This window comes from Anaerobranca gottschalkii DSM 13577 (genome assembly GCF_900111575.1).
GTDB lineage: Bacteria > Bacillota > Proteinivoracia > Proteinivoracales > Proteinivoracaceae > Anaerobranca > Anaerobranca gottschalkii.
In genome coordinates this window covers 75,580-95,984 of the sequence record NZ_FOIF01000004.1, presented here as the reverse complement: position 1 = coordinate 95,984, position 20,405 = coordinate 75,580, and the positions used below count along the sequence as shown (strand labels likewise).

At 32.6% G+C, this 20,405-nt stretch carries 21 protein-coding genes and 1 pseudogene; 15 read left to right on the top strand and 7 right to left on the bottom strand.

Annotated elements, in window-relative coordinates; all coding sequences use genetic code 11:
* Positions 1 to 17: 17 nt before the first annotated feature.
* The 4 genes from BMX60_RS02455 to BMX60_RS02440 all read right to left on the bottom strand — a co-directional run bounded on the left by BMX60_RS02455 (position 18) and on the right by BMX60_RS02440 (position 2,986).
* Positions 18 to 236 carry a DUF5348 domain-containing protein gene (locus tag BMX60_RS02455; protein WP_091348776.1) on the bottom strand — a complete coding sequence of 73 codons (219 nt, stop codon included), beginning with the start codon at positions 234 to 236 and terminating at the stop codon, positions 18 to 20.
* Positions 233 to 1,033 (bottom strand): ExeA family protein, encoded by an 801-nt coding sequence (locus BMX60_RS02450; RefSeq protein ID WP_072907632.1) that lies wholly within the window; start codon positions 1,031 to 1,033, stop codon positions 233 to 235. The genes BMX60_RS02455 and BMX60_RS02450 overlap by 4 nt, the downstream gene beginning before the upstream one ends.
* Positions 1,026 to 2,309, bottom strand: a complete 1,284-nt coding sequence (locus tag BMX60_RS02445; RefSeq protein ID WP_091348774.1) for a DDE-type integrase/transposase/recombinase — start codon at positions 2,307 to 2,309, stop codon at positions 1,026 to 1,028. Before BMX60_RS02445 ends, BMX60_RS02450 begins: the two co-directional genes overlap by 8 nt.
* Positions 2,310 to 2,455: 146 nt before the next feature.
* The gene (locus BMX60_RS02440; RefSeq protein ID WP_091348772.1) at positions 2,456 to 2,986 is read right to left on the bottom strand and encodes a DUF6431 domain-containing protein; all 531 of its coding nucleotides are present in this window, start codon (positions 2,984 to 2,986) and stop codon (positions 2,456 to 2,458) included.
* A 328-nt stretch (positions 2,987 to 3,314) separates the two neighbouring features.
* Here BMX60_RS02440 and BMX60_RS02435 point away from each other — a divergent pair, with 328 nt between their 5' ends.
* The 8 genes and pseudogenes from BMX60_RS02435 to BMX60_RS02395 all read left to right on the top strand — a co-directional run bounded on the left by BMX60_RS02435 (position 3,315) and on the right by BMX60_RS02395 (position 10,981).
* Positions 3,315 to 3,482 carry a hypothetical protein gene (locus BMX60_RS02435; protein ID WP_242945691.1) on the top strand — a complete coding sequence of 56 codons (168 nt, stop codon included), beginning with the start codon at positions 3,315 to 3,317 and terminating at the stop codon, positions 3,480 to 3,482.
* 370 nt (positions 3,483 to 3,852) lie between these two features.
* Positions 3,853 to 4,707, top strand: a complete 855-nt coding sequence (locus tag BMX60_RS02430) for a protein rep (RefSeq protein ID WP_091348769.1) — start codon at positions 3,853 to 3,855, stop codon at positions 4,705 to 4,707.
* A 311-nt stretch (positions 4,708 to 5,018) separates the two neighbouring features.
* Positions 5,019 to 6,497 (top strand): annotated as a pseudogene (gene hcp, locus BMX60_RS02420) (hydroxylamine reductase); the annotation flags it as partial.
* A gap of 227 nt (positions 6,498 to 6,724) precedes the next feature.
* Positions 6,725 to 7,831: an ABC transporter ATP-binding protein gene (locus tag BMX60_RS02415; protein WP_091348763.1), complete on the top strand. Its 1,107-nt coding sequence runs from the start codon at positions 6,725 to 6,727 to the stop codon at positions 7,829 to 7,831.
* A gap of 28 nt (positions 7,832 to 7,859) precedes the next feature.
* On the top strand, positions 7,860 to 8,507 hold the full coding sequence (locus BMX60_RS02410; protein WP_091348760.1) for an ABC transporter permease: 648 nt from the start codon (positions 7,860 to 7,862) through the stop codon (positions 8,505 to 8,507).
* Positions 8,508 to 8,531: 24 nt separating this feature from the next.
* Positions 8,532 to 9,428 (top strand): ABC transporter substrate-binding protein, encoded by an 897-nt coding sequence (locus BMX60_RS02405; RefSeq protein WP_091348756.1) that lies wholly within the window; start codon positions 8,532 to 8,534, stop codon positions 9,426 to 9,428.
* 142 nt (positions 9,429 to 9,570) lie between these two features.
* Positions 9,571 to 10,434 (top strand): radical SAM protein, encoded by an 864-nt coding sequence (locus BMX60_RS02400; protein ID WP_091348753.1) that lies wholly within the window; start codon positions 9,571 to 9,573, stop codon positions 10,432 to 10,434.
* Positions 10,435 to 10,459: 25 nt separating this feature from the next.
* A complete protein-coding gene (locus BMX60_RS02395) occupies positions 10,460 to 10,981 on the top strand; it encodes a chromate transporter (protein ID WP_091348750.1) in 522 nt (173 codons plus the stop codon).
* Here BMX60_RS02395 and mobB read toward each other — a convergent pair.
* The gene (gene mobB, locus BMX60_RS02390; protein ID WP_091348747.1) at positions 10,970 to 11,485 is read right to left on the bottom strand and encodes a molybdopterin-guanine dinucleotide biosynthesis protein B; all 516 of its coding nucleotides are present in this window, start codon (positions 11,483 to 11,485) and stop codon (positions 10,970 to 10,972) included. The two genes, BMX60_RS02395 and mobB, sit on opposite strands and share 12 nt — an antisense overlap.
* Positions 11,482 to 12,717 (bottom strand): molybdopterin molybdotransferase MoeA, encoded by a 1,236-nt coding sequence (locus BMX60_RS02385; protein ID WP_091348744.1) that lies wholly within the window; start codon positions 12,715 to 12,717, stop codon positions 11,482 to 11,484. Before BMX60_RS02385 ends, mobB begins: the two co-directional genes overlap by 4 nt.
* Before the next feature lie 203 nt (positions 12,718 to 12,920).
* Here BMX60_RS02385 and BMX60_RS02380 point away from each other — a divergent pair, with 203 nt between their 5' ends.
* Both BMX60_RS02380 and BMX60_RS02375 read left to right on the top strand, forming a co-directional pair.
* Positions 12,921 to 13,940: a molybdopterin-binding protein gene (locus BMX60_RS02380; RefSeq protein ID WP_091348741.1), complete on the top strand. Its 1,020-nt coding sequence runs from the start codon at positions 12,921 to 12,923 to the stop codon at positions 13,938 to 13,940.
* Between the two features lie 104 nt (positions 13,941 to 14,044).
* Positions 14,045 to 14,266 (top strand): sulfurtransferase TusA family protein, encoded by a 222-nt coding sequence (locus tag BMX60_RS02375; protein ID WP_207648377.1) that lies wholly within the window; start codon positions 14,045 to 14,047, stop codon positions 14,264 to 14,266.
* Here BMX60_RS02375 and BMX60_RS02370 read toward each other — a convergent pair whose 3' ends face one another.
* A complete protein-coding gene (locus BMX60_RS02370; RefSeq protein ID WP_091348739.1) occupies positions 14,267 to 15,193 on the bottom strand; it encodes a LysR substrate-binding domain-containing protein in 927 nt (308 codons plus the stop codon). It lies immediately after the preceding gene.
* Between the two features lie 47 nt (positions 15,194 to 15,240).
* Between BMX60_RS02370 and BMX60_RS02365 the strand changes: the two genes are divergently transcribed.
* The 5 genes from BMX60_RS02365 to BMX60_RS02345 all read left to right on the top strand — a co-directional run bounded on the left by BMX60_RS02365 (position 15,241) and on the right by BMX60_RS02345 (position 20,398).
* Complete coding sequence (locus BMX60_RS02365) at positions 15,241 to 16,431, top strand: YeeE/YedE family protein (protein ID WP_177159659.1); 1,191 nt, start codon at positions 15,241 to 15,243, stop codon at positions 16,429 to 16,431.
* Between the two features lie 240 nt (positions 16,432 to 16,671).
* Positions 16,672 to 16,839 carry a twin-arginine translocase TatA/TatE family subunit gene (gene tatA, locus BMX60_RS02360; RefSeq protein WP_091348734.1) on the top strand — a complete coding sequence of 56 codons (168 nt, stop codon included), beginning with the start codon at positions 16,672 to 16,674 and terminating at the stop codon, positions 16,837 to 16,839.
* 50 nt (positions 16,840 to 16,889) lie between these two features.
* Complete coding sequence (locus BMX60_RS02355; protein ID WP_091348732.1) at positions 16,890 to 17,426, top strand: 4Fe-4S dicluster domain-containing protein; 537 nt, start codon at positions 16,890 to 16,892, stop codon at positions 17,424 to 17,426.
* A 19-nt stretch (positions 17,427 to 17,445) separates the two neighbouring features.
* Positions 17,446 to 19,764: a molybdopterin-containing oxidoreductase family protein gene (locus BMX60_RS02350; RefSeq protein WP_091348730.1), complete on the top strand. Its 2,319-nt coding sequence runs from the start codon at positions 17,446 to 17,448 to the stop codon at positions 19,762 to 19,764.
* Between the two features lie 55 nt (positions 19,765 to 19,819).
* Entirely contained in the window at positions 19,820 to 20,398 is a 579-nt protein-coding gene (locus tag BMX60_RS02345; protein ID WP_177159658.1) for a TorD/DmsD family molecular chaperone, read from the top strand.
* Positions 20,399 to 20,405 lie beyond the last annotated feature (7 nt).

Genomic DNA, 20,405 nt, shown 5'->3' with positions numbered 1-20,405 from the left:
AAGCGACTAAAAAGCCGCTAATAATATTTAACATCATAGCTAAAGGATTTAAATAAAACAAAAGAGATATTATCTAATATAACGTACCAATCATGTGCTAACTCCACTCTACAAGGTCTATACTTATTAAAAATTTTTATTTGAAGATGCTCTCCACAATTGATAGGAAATTGATTTTCTTTTCCTTTGAAAAACCAACGTTCTTTTTCTTTAGAATAAACTAACTTACCCATCATAGTCCAGTTTCCTCACAAGCTTTAAATACTATTTCTTCATTAATGATATTTGCTTTAAACTGATATCCTAATAAAAGTGCATTAGTTGCTAAATTATTAATAATTCTTGGCCAGCCTCTAGACCTTGATGCAATAGCTTCTATAGCATGAGGAGTAAAAATTTCATGGGTAGCACCGGCTATTTTAAGATGATGTTCTATATAACTTTTTACTTCTTCTTTTTTGAGAGGAGCCATTTTATATCTCATTACAATCCTTTGAGCTAAAGGTTGATTTTGGTTTAAAGATAGTCTGTCCATTAAAAAAGGCAGCCCTGATAGTATTAAAACAAATGGATTTTCAGAATCCATTGAGAAGTTAAACAAGATACTAATATCAGTAAGAAACTTATTAGAGGACATTTGCATTTCATCTAAAATAAGTACAGGTGTTATCTTCTTTTCATAAAACGAAGAATAAATAACCCGTTGAATTTGTTTAAAGAGATCTACTTTGCGAAAAGAAGGTTCTTCACCTAATTCCATAGTCAATCCTCTATAAAAATCTAAGACAGTTCCGGTAGACATAGGAAAATATATGGGTTTAAATAAAGAAGGATTAAGATTATTGACAAAATGTCTAAGAGCAGAAGTTTTTCCAGCTCCTGGTTCACCAGTTAAAACACCGATTCCTCTAGTGTCTTTTAAGTATGTTAAACGTGCCATTGTTTCTGAAAAATTTTCAGAAGGAAATAGGTCTTTAGTTGCCACTTCTTTGTTAAAAGGGGTTTTAGTTAAAGAATAAAAAGTTCTATACATTATTAGCACTTCTTTCAATTGAATGGATTTTTCTAAAGCTAAGTAAACTTTGTTGAGAATCTATTCCCCTTTTAACTTTGGCATTATCAGCAAAATTGACTTTTTTAGCTAATCCTAAGAAAAGATCTTCTTTGTAGATAAGTATTTCTTCAAAGGTTTCAGGATCAAACCTAATTTGAATTTTTTCACCAATCAATTGAGCAGGTACCTCGTAAAGATTACAATTAACAGAAATTGTACCATCATGTTTTACTTTTCGATACTCTCTTTTTAAAAATAAGTGTTTTAAAGAAGTAGGATCATCTACCATTTTAACTTCACTCATCTGAGACATAAACTTATCTAAAGGGGTCATATTTAATGAACTATGAATCTTACGATGGTAATCTTCCTCAAGCCATTGCCAAAACTTTCTATTTAGATTATCAATACTTGTCAAATCCTCTTCTTTGAGTAAAGGTAAAAAACGTTTTCTCATAGTTAGAAAAAAACGTTCAATCTTACCTTTACTAGCGGCATCATATGGCTTTGTATGAGTCAAAGTTATACCTAATGAAGCGCAAGCTAAATGTAACTGATCTGAGCGATAAACCTTACCATTATCTAAGTACAATATTTTAGGAATACCTCTTCTCAATAATGCCTCGCTAAAAACTTTTCGCACAGAACTGAACTTTTCAGAAGTGACAAAAGCTGCAAAAGGTATTATCCTTGAACAATCATCAATAAATGCGAATAAAAATGTTTTTATCTTTTTACCATCTACCCTTAAATAAGGACCAACTGCCATATCACCTTGCCACAAAACATTTACTTTATCATAAGAAAACCTTTTTCTCTGTGGCTCTTTTAAAGCTTCTTTACCTAAAAGTCCTTCTGCTTTCAAAAAACGATACATAGTAGAATAAGAAATAATATTAGGGGTTATAGTACCTTTTAAAACTAATTGATCATAAAAAAGTTTTACTGAAAGCCCTAAGTTTTCTTTTCTAGCACTTAAAATTTTCTCTTTTAACTCAGGTGAAATACTTCTGCTACTACCTTTATCATTACGAGGCTTAGGTTTTAAACCATTGAAACCTTCCCTACGATAAGCCCGTAACCACATTTCTATAGTCTTTGGTGTAAATTCCTTGATACCATAATAAGGAACTTGATGAGTAATGGCAGAAATTTTAGCTAAATAATCTTTCTGTTTTTCTACTTGTCCATTTAAAATAGGTGCAATTAGCCCATAACGAAATAAAGCTATTTGTTCTCTGTCATTTTCAGTCATTGAAATGCCTCCTTAAAATTGAATATTTAAGGAGATTAACCGGTTAACCTCTGTAAATACAATTTTATATGACTTTCTTTCCCATGACAAAGCAAATAAGCTGTTTTTTTAAAAAACCTTTCTTTTTTTCAATTTTTATAGTAAAATTAAATTGCCATAAAATTTGTTTGAAAGTGATCGTAAAACTTTTTTGCGAAGTTTTCCTTGGGGAAGGAAGAGATCATTTTAAACAATTTTATGGCCTTTTCTTTTTTATTACTGCTAAAGACCTCTTCCTTCTTAAAATCTCGGAAAAAAGCAATATATTTAGGCAAATTCTTCAAAAATCTCTTTTTGTAAAAAAACATTAACTGCCGATAAAAAGGTACATGTTGTTTTTTGTTAAGGATAAGAATTTCTAAACACTCCATAATAACCTCAAGTGAATACTGATAACGTGGCAAAAGAAAAGAAGGTAAAATAGATAGAGTTTTCTTACAGCAAGGGCAATAATATCTTCTAATTTTAATTTGATATATATTATGTAAAGTAATAGCATAACGTTTGTAAAATCCTTTTTTTTCAAGATTTACATGGGCTTTACACATAGGACATATATTAAATTCTGGATAATCATTGTGTATATTATTCTCACAATATGTTTTAATACTAATTTTAAAATCGTGTATATATTGCATAAAAAAATCCTCCCCTAAAATATTTTGAAAATATTTTATCAAATTATCTTAGGGAAAGATATATGGATTAGTAATTTTATTTTGATTAAAATCTTTCATTTGCTTATTATTTATTTTGCAAGTTTACAATTAACTTCTGCCTAAGAATACAAGTCTAGAGTGGTACAACGACCCTAAGTTAACAGGTTCGAGAAATATATTTGGATTAAAGTGCAAAAAAGATGTCAATCAAAACTAGTTGATTGACACCTTGGTAATTTTATTTTTTTCTGCTGTCTACTTGACAGGGGCACGTTCAAACTCAAAGAATTTTATAGAGTATGTTTGTTTGGGGTGCAAGATTGTAGAAAAAGTTCCCAAGGAAGTAGTGGAATACTTTGATATGATGGATGATGGAGATACATCAATACCGCCTAGATTTAGCTGTGAGAGTTGTGGAGCAGAAATGTATCCCAAAGATTATATAGGACTTCATGGAGAGCACTATAAAATATAAATGAACTTAAGTGCGCCGAATGGCGCTTTTTTTTAATGGTTTTTTAGGGTTTTTCTTATATTTAATACTATGTGAACACTAGCAAGATTCATAAATCCCTTAAAAAGCCTTTAATATCAGTGTTTATAGGTCTTTTTTTAGTGTTTTTTAGGGTGGAAATTATCTCTAGACATAAAAAATCCCTCGTGTTATGATTTAGGTGTCGAATCCAAACCAAATAACCAAGAGGATTTTTTATCCTTCCGAGAGGATAGCCCTAACGAAAGGAGCATTTTTTATTATGTACCACAATAATAGCATAAATACTAAATCAAGTGAAGTCCTAAAAGATGTAAAAAACGGAAAATAACAACCTTGGAGAGAAAAAAAGTTGCTTACTCTACAACTAGCAGATAGTTATAAGCGAATCGGATTGAAAGACAAGGCTTTTAGGGTTAAATATTGTAGTTGTGAACTTAGCTTTAAAGTGAATTATCATACTGGTGAAAGGAAATTGCACAGTATGAAATCTTGCCAGGTGAGGTTATGTTCTATCTGTAACTGGAGAAGGTCGCTTAAAATATTCGGTCAAGTTTCAAAAGTTATGGACTATGCCCTTCAAGAGCAGGAGTATCGCTTTATATTTTTTCTAACTATAACTTGTAAAAACATTGAAGGACATGAGTTAAGCAGGCAAATTGATAATTTGTTTTATGCTTTTAAAAAACTTGTGTTAAAAGCCAAGGTTAAAAAAGCTGTTAAGGGTTGGTTTAGAGCTTATAGGTTACACATAATCTTGATGGTTAATAAAAGTTATTTTAAAAAAACAGACCTTTATTTATCGCAGGAAGAATGGACAAGCCTTTGGAAGGATTGTTTAAAGGTCGATTATACACCTGTTGTTGATGTTAGAGCATTTAAAACAGGTACCAAAAAACAAACAGCTAAATCTGTTGCAGAAACTGTAAAATATGCTGTTAAAGATACTGATTATCTAATCGAGAATAATAAGGATTTAACAGATAAAACAGTGCTAGAACTTGATGGAGCCTTAGCAAATCGCAGACTTATTGCTTTTGGTGGTGAGCTTAGGAAGATACATAAACTGTTAAACCTTGATGATCCAGAAGATGGTGACTTAGTTAATACCGATAATGAAGAAGAATTGAGGGATGATGTCAAATATTCCATTGAGGTCTATAACTGGTATATTGGCTATAAGCAATATATAAAGAATTACTTTTAAAGAGAGGAAGATAAAGGATGAATGGGATTTTTCAATGGTTTCTTTTATTTATGTTGTTAGTTTCTTTAATTTCAACTAGCATCCAAACCATTAAAACAAGAAAAAATGATGAACTTACTGTAGCTCGCTTCTTGTTTTTAGCTGTAAACCTAATACTAATTATTATGCTTGTTTTTAATTATTACAACGCAGTATTGTTTGGATTAATTTTTCTTTTTTCGATAATTCAGCTTATACTGTTGATATTTTACGTTATCAGAGAATAAATAAAGACTAATTTTTTTATAGCTTTATTTTAGACCATGTACAAAATCCAAAAGGAAATCGTAAAATTTGTGGAAAATGCCCTGTTTACCACATTGACTAATGTAAACTTTGATGCAGATTACCATGTAAATTTACTTAAGGAATCCCAAAGAATTAAAGAGGAACTTAGAAGTAGAGCCCCTGAGGGTAACTATCCAGATGAAGCTACATATAACTTAAGTGGTACTAAAGAAGATATGTTGAGAGATTCCATTAAAGCAGGGATTATGTATGATCAAGACTTAGATCCAGATATTCGTTCCCTCCGTTCTACCATACTCTACGGAATAAAAGGAATTAGTGCATATGGTCATCAAGGGAGATATATCAATCACCACAGTGATCAAGTAGATGATTTTTACTTCTATGCCTTAGAGTCATTAACCAATGAACGGATGAATTTAGATGACTATATTAGAATGGCTATGAGAACTGGAGAGATGGCAGTCGAAGTTATGAGTATCCTCGATGAAGCTAATACCACTAAGTACAAAAATCCGAAGATGCAAAAAGTAACAGTTACCAAGAAAAAAGGCCCATTTATAATAGTCTCTGGCCATGACTTAAGGGATCTTGAACAATTATTGCAGCAATCAGAAGGTAAAGGGGTTAACATTTATACCCACGGCGAAATGCTTCCAGCCCACGGTTACCCAGAGCTTAAAAAATATAAACACTTTGTAGGAAACTTTGGTTCTGCATGGCAAAATCAGCAAAAAGAGTTTGATGGAATACCAGGTTGTATTTTAATGACAACTAATTGTTTAATGAAACCTAGGGATACTTATAAAGATAGGCTCTATACCACAAATGTAGTAGGATGGGATGGAATTAAACACATTGAATTAAAAGAAGATGGGACTAAAGATTTCACCGAAATTATCAATAAAGCTATTGAATTAGGTGGTTTTAAGGAAGATGAAAAAGAACAAGAAATTTTAGTTGGTTTTGGACACCATGAAATATTATCCCATGCTGAAAAAATAGTTTAGGCTGTAAAAGAAGGTCAAATACGGCATTTCTTTTTAATAGGTGGGTGTGATGGAGCAAAACCTGGCAGAAATTATTATACAGAATTTGCCCAAAAGGTTCCTGAAGATTGCATAATATTAACTTTAGCTTGTGGAAAATACCGATTCAATAAACTAGATTTTGGTACTGTAGCTGGGTTACCTCGCTTGTTAGATGTTGGTCAATGCAATGACTCTTATTCTGCAATAAGGGTAGCGACAGCTTTAGCAGATGCTTTCCAAACCGATGTCAATTCACTACCCCTCACTATCGTATTATCTTGGTATGAACAAAAGGCAGTAGCTGTATTACTAGCCTTATTATCATTAGGTATTAAAGGAATGTATTTAGGGCCAAGCTTACCAGCCTTTATTTCCCCCAATGTATTACAGTATTTAGTTGATACCTTTAATATCAAACCAATAAGTACCCCTGATGAAGATTTAAAAGAATCTTTAAAAGCTGGTTTATAAGAGAAATAACTTTAAGCAAGATTTATTGTAATCAATAGATCTTGCTTTTAATTTTAGAATAAAGGAGTATATGGGAGTATATGGGAGGATTTATAAGAAAAAGCAATATTATCTGATTTATCGATAATTTTCTTTACAATCCTCTTCCTTAGAACTCCATAGCCCTTTTGAGCAGACAGGAATATTATGTTAACATTAATAGTGTTGTGATGAAAGGGGAAATGGTAATGATTAGATTTGAAAATGTTAAAAAAGTTTACAATGATGGATTTGAAGCTTTAAAGGATATTAACTTTGAAGTAAAAAAAGGAGAACTTTTAGTTCTCATAGGTCCCAGTGGTTGTGGAAAAACAACTACTATGAGAATGATCAATAGGTTAATTGAACCTACAGATGGGAAAATTTATATAAACGGTGAAGATATACAAAAAATCAATCCTGTAACCCTTAGAAGGAATATCGGTTATGTCATCCAAAATATCGGTCTTTTTCCCCATATGACTATAGGGGAAAATGTGGCTTTAGTACCTAAATTAAAAAAGATGGACCCAGAAAAATACGAAAAAAGGGTAGATGAGCTGTTAGAAATGGTAGGTTTGGCTCCACAGACATATAAAAATCGCTATCCAAGTGAATTAAGTGGAGGCCAACAGCAGAGGGTAGGTGTTATTAGAGCCTTGGCAGCAGATCCCAATATAATCTTAATGGATGAGCCTTTCAGTGCTTTAGACCCTATAAGTAGAGATCAATTACAAGAAGAATTGGTAAATCTGCAAGAAGAGATTAAAAAAACCATCGTTTTTGTTACCCATGATATGGATGAAGCCCTAAAAATTGCTGATAGAATTTGTATAATGAAAGATGGAGAAGTTGTACAAATCGATACACCGGAAAATATTTTAAGAAAACCAGTAAACGACTTTGTTAGAGATTTTATCGGTAAAGATCGGTTAAAAACCAACAACGGGTTTCCAGCTATTGAAGTAATAATGGATAGGGCTGTAAAGGAAAGGGCTGATAAAGGCCTGGTAGGAGCTCTAAATACCATGATTAAAAATAAAGTTGATACTTTAATAATCACAGAAAAAGGTAAATATTTAGGGGTCGCTCCCCTATGGAATGTACAACAAAATTATCAAAATCCAGACTTAACTTTAAAGGATGTAATGAAAAATGAATACCCAGTAGTTAAAATTAACCAATCAGTTGAAGAGGTATTAAATATAATAAACGAGCATGAAGTTTCTTTCGTTCCAGTAATTGATGATGAAAACAAAGTGTTAGGAGTGGTTACAAGGGCTAGTTTAGTTAAAATTTTGGCAGATATAATTTAATGAGAATAAACAAAGAGGTGAAGAAATTATGGAAGGTTTATTAGGCTTTTTTAGGATATTAACTACCCGTACCGATGAGGTATTATTATACCTTTTTCAACATATACAATTATCCCTTATCTCCCTTGGTATAGCTGTAGCTATATCAGTTCCTTTAGGGATCTTTTTAACCCGTCATAAAAAAATAGCTGATCCTGTAATTGGATTAACTGCAATAGTTCAAACTATACCTTCTCTAGCCTTACTAGGATTTTTAATTCCTATTTTAGGAATCAGTATGAGACCGGCTATAGTAGCCCTCACTATTTATGGGCTTTTACCAATATTGCGGAACACATATACAGGAATTGTAAATGTTGACCCTGCTATTATCGACGCCGGTAGGGGTATGGGGATGACAGATAAACAGATTTTATTCAAAGTACAGCTACCATTGGCACTATCGGTTATTGTAGCAGGTATAAGGACATCAACAGTTCTAATCATCGGAGTAGCTACACTAGCTTCTTTAGCAGGAGCTGGAGGTATGGGTGAATTTATTTTCAGAGGAATTTCTACAAGTAATGATAGTTTAATTTTAGCCGGTGCTATTCCCGCAGCTTTATTGGCAATTGCCTTTGATTATGGCATAAAGAAATTAGAGTGGATAACAACTCCAAGGGGGTTGAGAAAATAAAAGTTTTTGAAGGAGGAAGTGTGAATGTTTAATTTAAAGAAAAAACTTATTTTCCCATTATTGATAATAGGGATAATGTTAATTTCAGTAGGTTGTAATAGTGGAAGAGATGGTATTTCTATTGGAGGTAAAGATTTTACCGAACAAGATATCTTAGTATATATGTTAGGAGAATTAATTGAAAATAATACCGATATCTCTGTAAATTATAGAAACTATCTAGGAGGAACCAATATTGTAGATGGAGCAATTCGCCGTGGCGATTTAGACATCTATGTCGAGTATACTGGAACTGCCTATATCAACTTATTAGGCTTAGAACCTATAAATGATAGTCAAAAGGTTTATGAGATAGTCGCTAAAAAGTATGAAGAAAACTTTGGAATTAAGTGGTTAGAGCCTTTAGGATTTAACAACACTTACGTTCTAGCGATGAGGAGAGCCCATGCTGAAGAGCTAGGAGTAGAAACTATAAGTGATTTAGTACCCTATGCCGGAGACCTAACATTAGGTGCTACCCATGAATTTTTAGAAAGAAATGATGGTTATTTAGGTCTGCAAGAAGTTTATGGAATAACCTTTGGTGATACTAGAGGTCTAGACCCAGGGTTAACCTATGCTGCTGTTAGAGATGGTGCTGCCGATGTAAATGATGCTTTTTCAACAGATGGAAGGATAGTAGCCTTTGACCTAAAAACTTTGGAAGATGATAAAAACTTCTTTCCCCCTTACTATGCAGTACCAATAATTAGAATAGATACCCTTGAAAAATACCCTCAATTAGAGGAAGTTATTAATAGATTAGCAGGAAGACTGACAGATGAAACTATGCAGAAATTAAATGCTAAAGTTGACTTAGATGGGGAAAATCCTCGAGATGTTGCTAGGAATTGGCTAAGAAGTGAAGGGCTAATTGATTAAAAAATACCCCCTGATTTTCTTTAAGGAAATTGGGGGTATTTTTAATATTTATTTTCAGAAGGTTGAATTAAGGTTGAATTTATGATATAGTTTAAATATAGTTAATGATTGAAGTTTGAAGGAAGTATAAGGAGTTGAAAATATGTACAACTATCCATTATATAGACCACCTAGTGAAGCATACAGTTTGATTTTACAGCTAAGCCATGGTTGTTCCCATAACAAATGTACTTTTTGTTATATGTATAAAGATAAAAATTTTTACATCAAATCAATAGAGGAAATAAAAGAACACATAAATTGGGGAAAGGAACAATATCCCGATGCCTCTAGAATTTTTTTGGCAGATGGGAATGCTTTAGTACTCCCCACCCCTGTTTTGTTAGAAGTTTTACAGGATCTAAAGGATAACTTTCCTTACCTCCAAAGGATAAGCTGCTATGCTGCTCCTAAGGACCTCTTAAAAAAAGGCTTAGACGAACTTAAAGAACTTCAAAAAGCTGGCTTATCCCTTTTATACCTTGGAGTAGAAAGTGGCTGTGATGGAGTACTAAAAAAGGTAAATAAAGGGGTTACCTCAGAAGAGATGATTATAGCTGGGAAAAAGGCTATAGATGCTGGATTTCAACTTTCTACAATGGTAATATTAGGATTAGGTGGTAAAAAACTCTGGCGAAGTCATGCTGAAAAAACAGCTGAAGTTATTAGTGCTATTAATCCTAACTATTTTTCACCTTTAACTTTGATGTTAGAAGGGGATACACCTTTAGCAAAAGAAGTTCAAAGGGGAGAGTTTGAGTTATTATCACCAGATGAAATTATGGAAGAGTTAAGGTTGATGATAGAAAATTTAGATTTAGAAAACTGTGTTTTTAGATGTAATCATGCCTCAAATTATGTTCCATTAAAAGGGATATTAAATAAGGATAAGGCTAAAATATTGGCAGAAATTGAGGGGATAAAAAAGATCAGGAACTTTAAAAATGAGTTTTATAGAGGGCTTTAAAGAGACTTTGGGGAGGTGAATTTTTATGGAGTTAATAAATTTAGCAATAGCATTCTTTAAAGTTGGGTTACTTTCTATCGGTGGTGGTTATACACTTATACCGATAATTAAAAACGAGGTAGTTGTCCGTAATAATTGGCTTATGGAAGATGAATTTCTACAGATCCTAGGGGTGACCCAAGGTATTCCAGGGGCTATTTCCGTTAAATTGGCTACTTATACTGGCTATAAAGTTGCTGGTATTTTGGGAGTAATCGTAGCAGTATTATCAAGTATGATTGTCCCTGTAGTGTTGATGTTATTGCTATATAGTGTATTGTTGAAGATGAATAAAATACCCTACAGTGACAAATTTATCAAAGGAGTCCAATTTGCCACAGTAGGGTTATTAATCAGCTTTGCTTATAAAGCTATGGGTGGTTCTAATTTTGATCTAAAAGGGATAGTATTAGCCTTTATAGCTTTTTTAGTGATGACTTTCACTAAAATAGATGTAGCTCCTGTTATTATTGGTGCTGGAGTTATAGGTATATTTTTATTTAGGTAAGTTCCCTTTAGGTAAATACTGTTTTTCGATGAAATCCACTAATTTCTCAATTTCATTAAAAGAGAATTGGGGGATTTCTTTTTTTATATTTTCAATATAGACATCGGTGACAATAGCTATAAGTTGGTCTAGAGGTGATACCAGTTCTTTAGAAATTCCCTTTCTAAATACTTCAATTTTAGGTTTATCCATTTTTTTATAGCCTTCAGTAAAGACGATATCTACTCCACTGATTTTTGTCAAAAGTTGATCTAAAGAATATTCTCCTTCTACTTGTTCTATCATAGCCAATTGTTTAGGAGAAGAAATCATGACAATATCTGCCCCTGCTTGCCTGTGTTTATAGGTATCCTTGCCGGGATGGTCAATTTCAAATCCATGGACATCGTGTTTAATAGTTGCCACTTTATAGCCCCGATTTTTTAATGAATTAATAATTTGACATAAGAGGAAGGTTTTTCCTGAATTTGAACAACCGGCTACTACTGAAATGACAGGTATCATGGCAGTAAATCCTCACTTTCTAAAAGCTCTACAGTTATTTTCTGACCTTTAGTAAAAGGTCCCATCCCTGCAGGAATAAAGAGAAGGGAATTGACCTTTGCTAAACTAGAAATAACTCCAGAACTATGGGAATCCGGTAATTTAGTGTAAAACTTACCTCCATCATAATAAGTGATAGCCCGAACATAGCGGTTTTGCTTTCTTACTTTAGTAAAATTACTGAGCAATGTAGATTCTACTTGGAGTGGATAAACTTTTTCTAATCCCCTGAGTTTTTTTATTACAGGTTTTACAAATATTTCAAAGGTGATAAATGCCGCAGCAGGGTTTCCTGATAAACCTATCATCAATTTATTTCTATATTTTGCAGCGGTGAGAGGAGTTCCTGGTTTCATTTTAACTTTCCAAAATAAAAATTTATCACAAACCTTTTTGAAGGATTCCATTACATAATCTTTATCACCAACAGAAACACCACCAGTTGTAATAAGGATATCAGCCCATTGAAGGGCAGAAGTTATTTCATTTGTAATTTTTTCTAAATTATCTGGGCAATGGGGCAAGATATAGGGTACTCCTCCCGACCTTTTAACTAAGGCAGCAATAGTATAAGAATTACTGTTGAGAATTTTTCCTTCTTCTAATGGTTTATCTATATCTACTAGTTCATCACCGGTAGTTAAAATAGCAATTTTTGGTCGGTCATAAACTAGCACTTTATTTTTCCCAACAGAGGCTAAAATCCCTATTTCTGGAGGGTTAATTACCTCACCTTTGGTCAAAACTTTTTGACCTTCTTTAATATCTTCCCCCATAAAACTGATATTAGAGTTACTATTATAGGTCTTGAAGACTTTAACCCATTCCTCAGTAAATTCTGTTTCTTCAAAGGGGACTACTAAATCAGCACCATTAGGAATTTTAGCACCGGTCATAATTCTGATAGCTTGGTATGGTCCTAAAACCATTTTTGAAGGTTTCCCTGCTGCAGCAAAGTCAATTATTTTAAAGGTTACAGGTTCATCCTTAGTAGCTTTTACTGTATCACAAGCCCTAATGGCAAAGCCATCTAGTGGAGATCTGTCAAAGGGAGGGATATTTAAAGGGGAGAAAATATCTTCAGCCAAAACATATCCTAATGTATCCATTAAATTTAAAGAAACTGGGGATAAAGGTTCCACTTCTGTTATTAACATTTCTAATGCTGATTTAATTTCTATATCTTTATTCATAATACCTCCTACTTTCAAGAAACCCTTTTACTTCAAGGTTTTTTAAGTTTTTTTTCCTATAAATCTTTTAATTTTGATTAGTTTTTGTCTACCCCTCACCCTTGCTATAAAAAAATCTCCGTTATATATTAAATTTAAGGATTGTGAATTTAATAACAAAAATGGAGTAAATAAATAGATTTACTTTATATGGGGTGAGGAAAATGAAGGTAATTAAGACTGAAGAGGCTATCGGTAAAGTCATTGCCCATGACATTACGGAAATTGTGCCAGGGGTCTTTAAAGGAATAGGTTTTAAAAAAGGACATATCATTCAGCCAGGGGATGTGGAGAAATTACTCCGTTTAGGGAAAGAACATATCTATGTTTTTGAATTAGATGAAGATAATATCCACGAAGATGATGCTGCTATAGCATTAGGTAACAAAATTTGTGGTGAGGGAGTATATTTTGAAGAACCTCCTAAAGAAGGGAAAATTAATATTTTAGCTCAAAGAAAAGGATATTTAAAAATTAACAAAGAGATTTTAGATGAAGTAAATGATTTTGGCGATGTTTCTATAGCAACTATCCACGGTAATAGAATAGTTACTGCCGGGGAAAAGTTAGCGGGATGTAGAATTATCCCTTTAACTATAAAAAAAGAAAAGTTAGATAAAATGCTAAATATTATATCCCAACCGATAATTGAAGTAAAGGCTTTAAAAAGTAAAGATGCTGCAATTATAACTACAGGTAGCGAAGTTTATAAAGGTAGAATTACTGACAAATTCACTCCTGTTATTAAAGAAAAACTAAGGCTTTATGATTCTAGGGCGATATTTGAAAAAATAGTTCCTGATGATACTACTATTATTAGAGACTCAATATTAGAAGCGAAGGCTAAAGGGGCTCAATTAATTGTAGTAACGGGAGGAATGTCAGTGGATCCCGATGATAAAACCCCTGGTGGGATAAAGGCTACCGGAGCAGAAATTATAAGTTATGGATCACCGGTTCTCCCAGGATCTATGATATTATTGGCATACCTCGATGAAATACCGATATTCGGATTACCGGGCTGTGTTATGTATAACAAAACTACTGCATTTGACTTGTTACTACCAAAAGTGTTTATTGATGAAAAAATTAAGAGAAAGGATATCACCAGCTTAGGATATGGAGGCCTGTGTTTAAATTGTGATATATGTGTTTTTCCTAATTGTTCCTTTGCTAAGGGATAAACTTTGATTTAAGAGTATGATTTCCTAAATCATGCTCTTTTTTTTATTAGTAAAGGATGTTATAATAATCACAAATAGATAATGAAAAGGAAGGTGTGATCACTTTGCATTTTATAGATGCTCTAGGTGAAATGTGCCCAATTCCAATAATAAAAGCAGAAAAAGAATTAAAGAAACTTAATAAAGGTGAAAAATTAGTTTTAGAAACAGATCATAGTTGTTCTATTCAAAGTGTAGTTAAACATTTTGAAGGGAAATACAATTACAAATGCAGTTATATTGAAGTTGAAGAGGGTATTTGGCAAATAACTATTGAAAAAAACTAACTAACAAAAACCCCTTTCCGGTGAACAAAGAAACTTAAAGAAAGTTTCACCTAAATTGTTTTGTATTTTATTAGGATTATAAATTATATGGATAGGATGTACTAAATCCATATCAGTTATGTTTATTGCCTTTAATGTCCGATGTCTTAATTCTTTGCGGATTGCCATTCGAGGAAGGATTGATATACCATGTTCAGAGGTAACAGAAGAAATAATTGCACTAATACTTGATAATTTCAGGATACATTTTAGTTCATCGGTAGAATAACCAAAATATTTTAAAATACTATCTAAAGTCATCATTACACCGGAAGTTTTTGGTTGTAATATCATATTATACTTTTTTAATTCATCAAAAGAAACACTTTCTTTAGTTTTCCATTGACTATTATAGGGGGCAGTAACAACTAATTTATCATTACCAATTTTTTTAAGGGCCAGTCCTTCTTCTTTGATACTTTTTAATAAATCTTGATTTATTATACCTTCAACTATACCCATCGGTAAAGTTCCTTCCATAACCCGTTCGATTACGCATTTTGTATCACAAATCGCTACATTAATTTCATGGTTAGGAAATCTTTCTTTAAAAATATAAACACTACAGGGTAAAGCAAACTCACCTACTGCTTCTGAAGCCCCTACTGTTATTTCTTGACTTTCTAAATTTTGTAAAGAAGAAATTTCTTTATTTAATGTTTCAGTGAGTTGTAAAACTTTTTGGGCATAGTTATAAACTAAATCACCTATTGGAGTTGGAGATACCCCTTTATTTGTTCTATTTAACAAAGTTGAATTAAAAGTTTTTTCTAACTCTTGTATTTGTAGACTTAAAGCAGGTTGAGAAACATGTAATTGTTTAGCAGCTTTAGTGATACTCCCTAACTTTACAACTAAAGAAAAAGAACGTAGATGTTCAATGTTCATAATTACGCCTCCTTATGTATGGGGGAAGTGAAAGGGGGATATATAATATGAATATACAATTAGATAAAGGTAATGAGTTTAAAAGATTAAAGATAAATCAGTTGAGTTTGGCAGTGATTATCGGTGTAGTTAACTTAATATTTATGTTTTTTATTTATCGGTTTATAGGAGATAAAACTCTCTATTGGTTATTTGGGATATTGTTTGGTTTTGTTCTTCAAAGATCTAGATTTTGTATTACAGCAGGATTTAGAGATATATTTTTAATCCGTAATACCACAGTTACTAGGGCAGTGATTATATGTTTAGCTATTTCTACACTTTTGTTTGCCTTTATTATATCCTATACTCCACCTTCTTACAATATCGAACCTAAACTATACCCTGTAGGTATTCATACTGTAGTTGGAGGAATTATCTTTGGGATTGGAATGGTTATAGCAGGGGGATGTGCTTCAGGAACCTTAATGCGTGTAGGTGAAGGATATCAAATGCAATTATTTGGTATTATAGGTTTCTTTATTGGAGCAATTGTTGGAGCATATAATTACCAATGGTGGTATCAGCTTTCAATAAGCAAATCACCTGTAATTTATCTACCAGATCTACTAAGTTTTTGGGGAGCAGTTGCCTTACAGATAGGGATTCTTTTAGTAATCTATTTATTAGCCTTTTATTGGGAAAGGGGAACTATTAAACCCTTTAAAATAAAAATTGCTACTGATAACAAATCAAGTATTAGTTTTTATCAGAGATTTATCAAAAAATCTTGGACTTATACCACAGGGGCAATCCTTTTAGCTTTTTTAAATTCCCTGTTCTTTTTAACCTTGAAAGTACCTTGGAGTATAACAACAGGAATAACCCATATAAGTGGAGGAGTAGTTAATAAATTAAATTTTGACTTAAGTCATTGGCTATATTTTGATTCTAGTTCTAATCCATTTTTCCAGCATCCCTTGGCTTTAATACCTATATCAATGGTTATTGGGTCATTTATGGGATCCTTAGCTGCAGGTGAGTTTAGAATAAGAAAAGCAAGAAGTAAAAGATTTCTTATCTCCGCTTTTATTGGTGGATTTTTAATGGGATATAGTGCAAGATTATCGGGAGGTTGTAATATTGGGGCTTTTTTAAGTGCTATCCCTTGTTTTTCATTACATGGTTGGGTATATGGATTATCTATTTTAATAGGATCTTACTTTGGTGGAAAAATATTACTTCGCTATTTATTATAACATAAAAGAGAAGGTGTTTTTACTCATTCTTGTGATACAAATCACAAATTGCGATAAGTATAATTTATCGCAATTTTTATTATAAAAATACCGTATAATGCCTGGTATATCTATGGTTCAAAGTTATTGAAATAACTTTGAACCTTTTTTTGTCCCCTTTCTTTGTTACTTATTTAACATGTAAAATATAATTAAAAGATATAAGTTTTGATGGAAAAGAAAAACTGGGGAGGTGTAGTTATGCCTAAAATAGGTGGAACAGAACTTATAGTAATACTAGTCGTTATATTATTAATTTTTGGACCTTCTAAATTACCAGAGATCGGGAGATCATTTGGGAAAAGCATAAAAGAATTTAGAAAAGCTTCAAAGGATATCCAGGATAGTATAACCGATGAAGAAAATTAATTTTATTATCTAATTTATAATTTAATATTTTATAGGAGTGAGGGAGAGAGATGGCAAGATACGCCTTTATAATTAACCAGTCTAGATGTGTTGGTTGTAATGCTTGTGTTGTAGCATGTCAACAATCTTATCATTTACCAAAAGAAAATCAATTAAACTGGGTAAATGTAAAAGAAGAAGGGAAGTACCCACAAGTTAAGTTAGAATTTAAACCAATGCTTTGTGGACAATGTGACAATCCAACCTGTGTAACTAGCTGTCCAGTAGATGGTGCTACTTATCAGAGAAAAGATGGGATTGTAATAGTAGATGAAGATAAATGTATCGGATGTGGTGTTTGTGTAGGTGCTTGTCCATATGGAGCCAGAAGTATTAACAAAAATAATAATAAGGTGGTTAAATGCACTTTCTGTGTACAGGAAGTTACTAACGATGATACTAGTTATTGTGTTAAAACTTGTCCTACTGACGCTAGAATGTTAGTAGATCTTGATAATTTAACTCCTGAACAACAAAAATGGTTAGATAAAGGAAAGAGACTAGAAGAACGCAATGGAGTAAAACCCTTTATCTATCATATTATTTAGAGTAGGAGGTATCTAATATATGTCTATTTTAGATAGAGAAATTAGTAGGAAAAGTTTTTTAATAGGTAGTACAGCAGTAGTTGGCGGTGTTATTCTTTTCAATAATTATCAAAAAAACAAAAGTCAAAAGAAATTATTAGAAGGAAAAGTAGAAAGAAAAGAACTTAAAAAAGTTAATACTTTCTGTTTTATGTGTGGTAATACCTGTGGATTGATTGCTTTAGTTGACGAAGATGGAAAAGTTCAGAGAATAGAGCCTAATAGAAAACATATAGGTAACAATGGTGGTGTTTGTGCTAGAGCCCATGCATCTATTCAACAACTTTATGATCCCGATAGGTTAAAAGCACCGATGAAAAAGGTTGCTAAAGACAGGTGGGAGGAAATATCTTGGGAAGAAGCAATTGACACTGTTTATGAAAAATTAACAGAAATAAAAGAAAAATATGGTCCAGAAACAGTTTCTTTTATTAACAGAAGATCTTCTTATGGTTTTGCCTTTAGTGCCTTTGCCAGAAATTATGGAAGCCCTAACGTTGAAGGTTCTGCTAGTATTTGCGATGGTGCTAAAATTGTAGCCCATGAAGCAAGTGCTGGTACAAATGGAATTATGGGTGATTTTGAAAATGCTAAGTACATTCTTTTAGCTGGAGCTAGTCAAATGGAAGCTCCCCGTTATAGATTGCGACATGTTAAAGAAACTGCTTTAGCTAAAGAAAGGGGAGCAATTTTAACTGTAGTAGATCCTAGATATAGTTATACCGCTTCTAAAGCCGATAATTACTTAGGTATTAAACCTGGTACCGATGCTATGTTATTCTTAAGTATGGCAAGGGTTATTATTGAAGAAGGTTTATATGATAAAGAATTTGTAGAAAAATATTCTGTAGGTTTTGAAGAATTTAAAGAAGAAGTATTTAAAGATAAATATTCTTTAGAAAATGCTGAAAAAGTAACAGGTATTAAAGCTGAAGTAATAAGGAAAACTGCAATAGAATTTGCTACAAACTTGCCAGCCATTGCCGATTCCTCTAGTGGTATTCATAAATGGACTAATGGGACAATGAATCATTGGGCATTGACTTGTTTAAATGCTTTAGTGGGAAGTTTTGATGTAAAAGGTGGCTATTGCTTCACTAGTGGTGGAAGGTTAGCGTGGCCAGAAATGACTGGTAATAATGTAAAAGCTAAAAGACACTACACTGAAGGTGGCTGGAGTTTCCATAATAGTGTTCCGTTGCAAAATAGATCCCTTCTAAATGCAGCTATTTTAACTCCTAAAGAATATCCTGCTGGTCCTAAAGCTAATGCTAAAACTGTACCTATATATAACGGTAATGGAATTAAAGCTATGTTTGTCTACAATACTGACCCTGTAGCAGCTCACTCTAATACTATTGCTACTAAGGAAGCTTTAGAATCTTTAGAATTTGCTGTAGGGATCGATATATATTTAAGTCAAACTATGACATATTTCCCAGTAGGAAGTATTATAATGCCAGAATGCACATTCTTAGAAAGATGGGCGGCAGTAACACCAAGAAGTCATGTGCCATATGTAGCCTTAGGAGAAAAAGTGGTAGAACCCTTATGGAATAGTAAATCTGCTTATTGGATTTTCGTTAAATTAGGTAAAAGGTTTGGTTTTGAAGATTTCTTAAAACTTGATGAAAATGATGAAGAAGGGCTAATTAAAAGGGCAATTACAGAAGCGGAACAACCTGATGGCACTAAAATAGATTGGGAACAAATTAGAAAAGATGGTGTTTGGGTATCTCAAGCTGAAAGAAAATATCGTAGATATGATAGATTCCCTAACGGAAAATTTGCCTTTGCCTTTGTAGGAGAATTAACGGATTTACAACAGGCTGTTGTGGATGCAGGGGGATCTAGAGTTCCCCAGTATGTGGATCCTGTAAAGCCAAATGAAAAATACCCCTTTAGATTTTTAGCTGGTGGTAAAACTCTATGGCATACCCAAGGAGCTACCCGTAACTTACCATATCTAATGCAAAATTTCTGCGAAAATGCAGCATTAAGTGATATAAACTATATCAATATTCATACATCTGATGCTGAAAAATATGGTATAAAACATGGTGATAAGGTAAAAGTAAGATCTGCTGTTGGAGAAGTTATCGGGCAAGCCTTTGTTTCTGAAAGGGTACAACCAGGGTTTATTAATGTTACCCATGGATTTGGAAATGAGTCTAAATTTTTAACAGTTGCTTATCAAAAAGGAGTAAATCCAAATTATCTAATCAATGACTTACGTTGGGATAGAATTAGCGGACAGTTTACCGTTAACGAAGAAATTTGTGAACTTATAAAAGTATAGGATAGGGGTGGATAACACCCCTATTTACAAACTGTTAAATAAAGGTGGTATGTTGATGGTACTATATAAATTATATTTTTTATTGAGCCACTGTTTTTATAAACCAGATGACGGATTACTCCATTTATTAAGAGAAGAAGGGTTAGATTTCCTGAAGACTACTTTTAGTGAAAACCCCAATTTATGTCAACGGTTTGAAGAATTAAAACAAGAATTAGATAAGGATAATTATTTAGCTCAATTAGCTTGGGAATACAACCGATTGTTTTTTGGCCCTGGAAAAGTATTAGTACCTCCTTATAGTGCTTTATATATCAATAGTTATGGACATATAATGACAAATGTTACTAAACAAGTTAAAGAAGCTTATAAATCTTGGGGATTTGATCTTGCCGATGATTTAAAGGAACCGGCAGATCATATAGCAATAGAACTAAGTTTCTTAGCAAATTTATATAAACTATTAGAAGAAAATAAAGACCAGAGGGAGGCAATTCTTTTACAAATTAGTGAGTTTAAACATCATTTAAAGGAATGGGTACCAAAATTTCAAATGGAAATAAAAAAACATAAATCTCTCCTATTTTACGAAATACTTGCTGAAACAGTAATGGAATTATTATTAAGGGATTAGCTGGTGA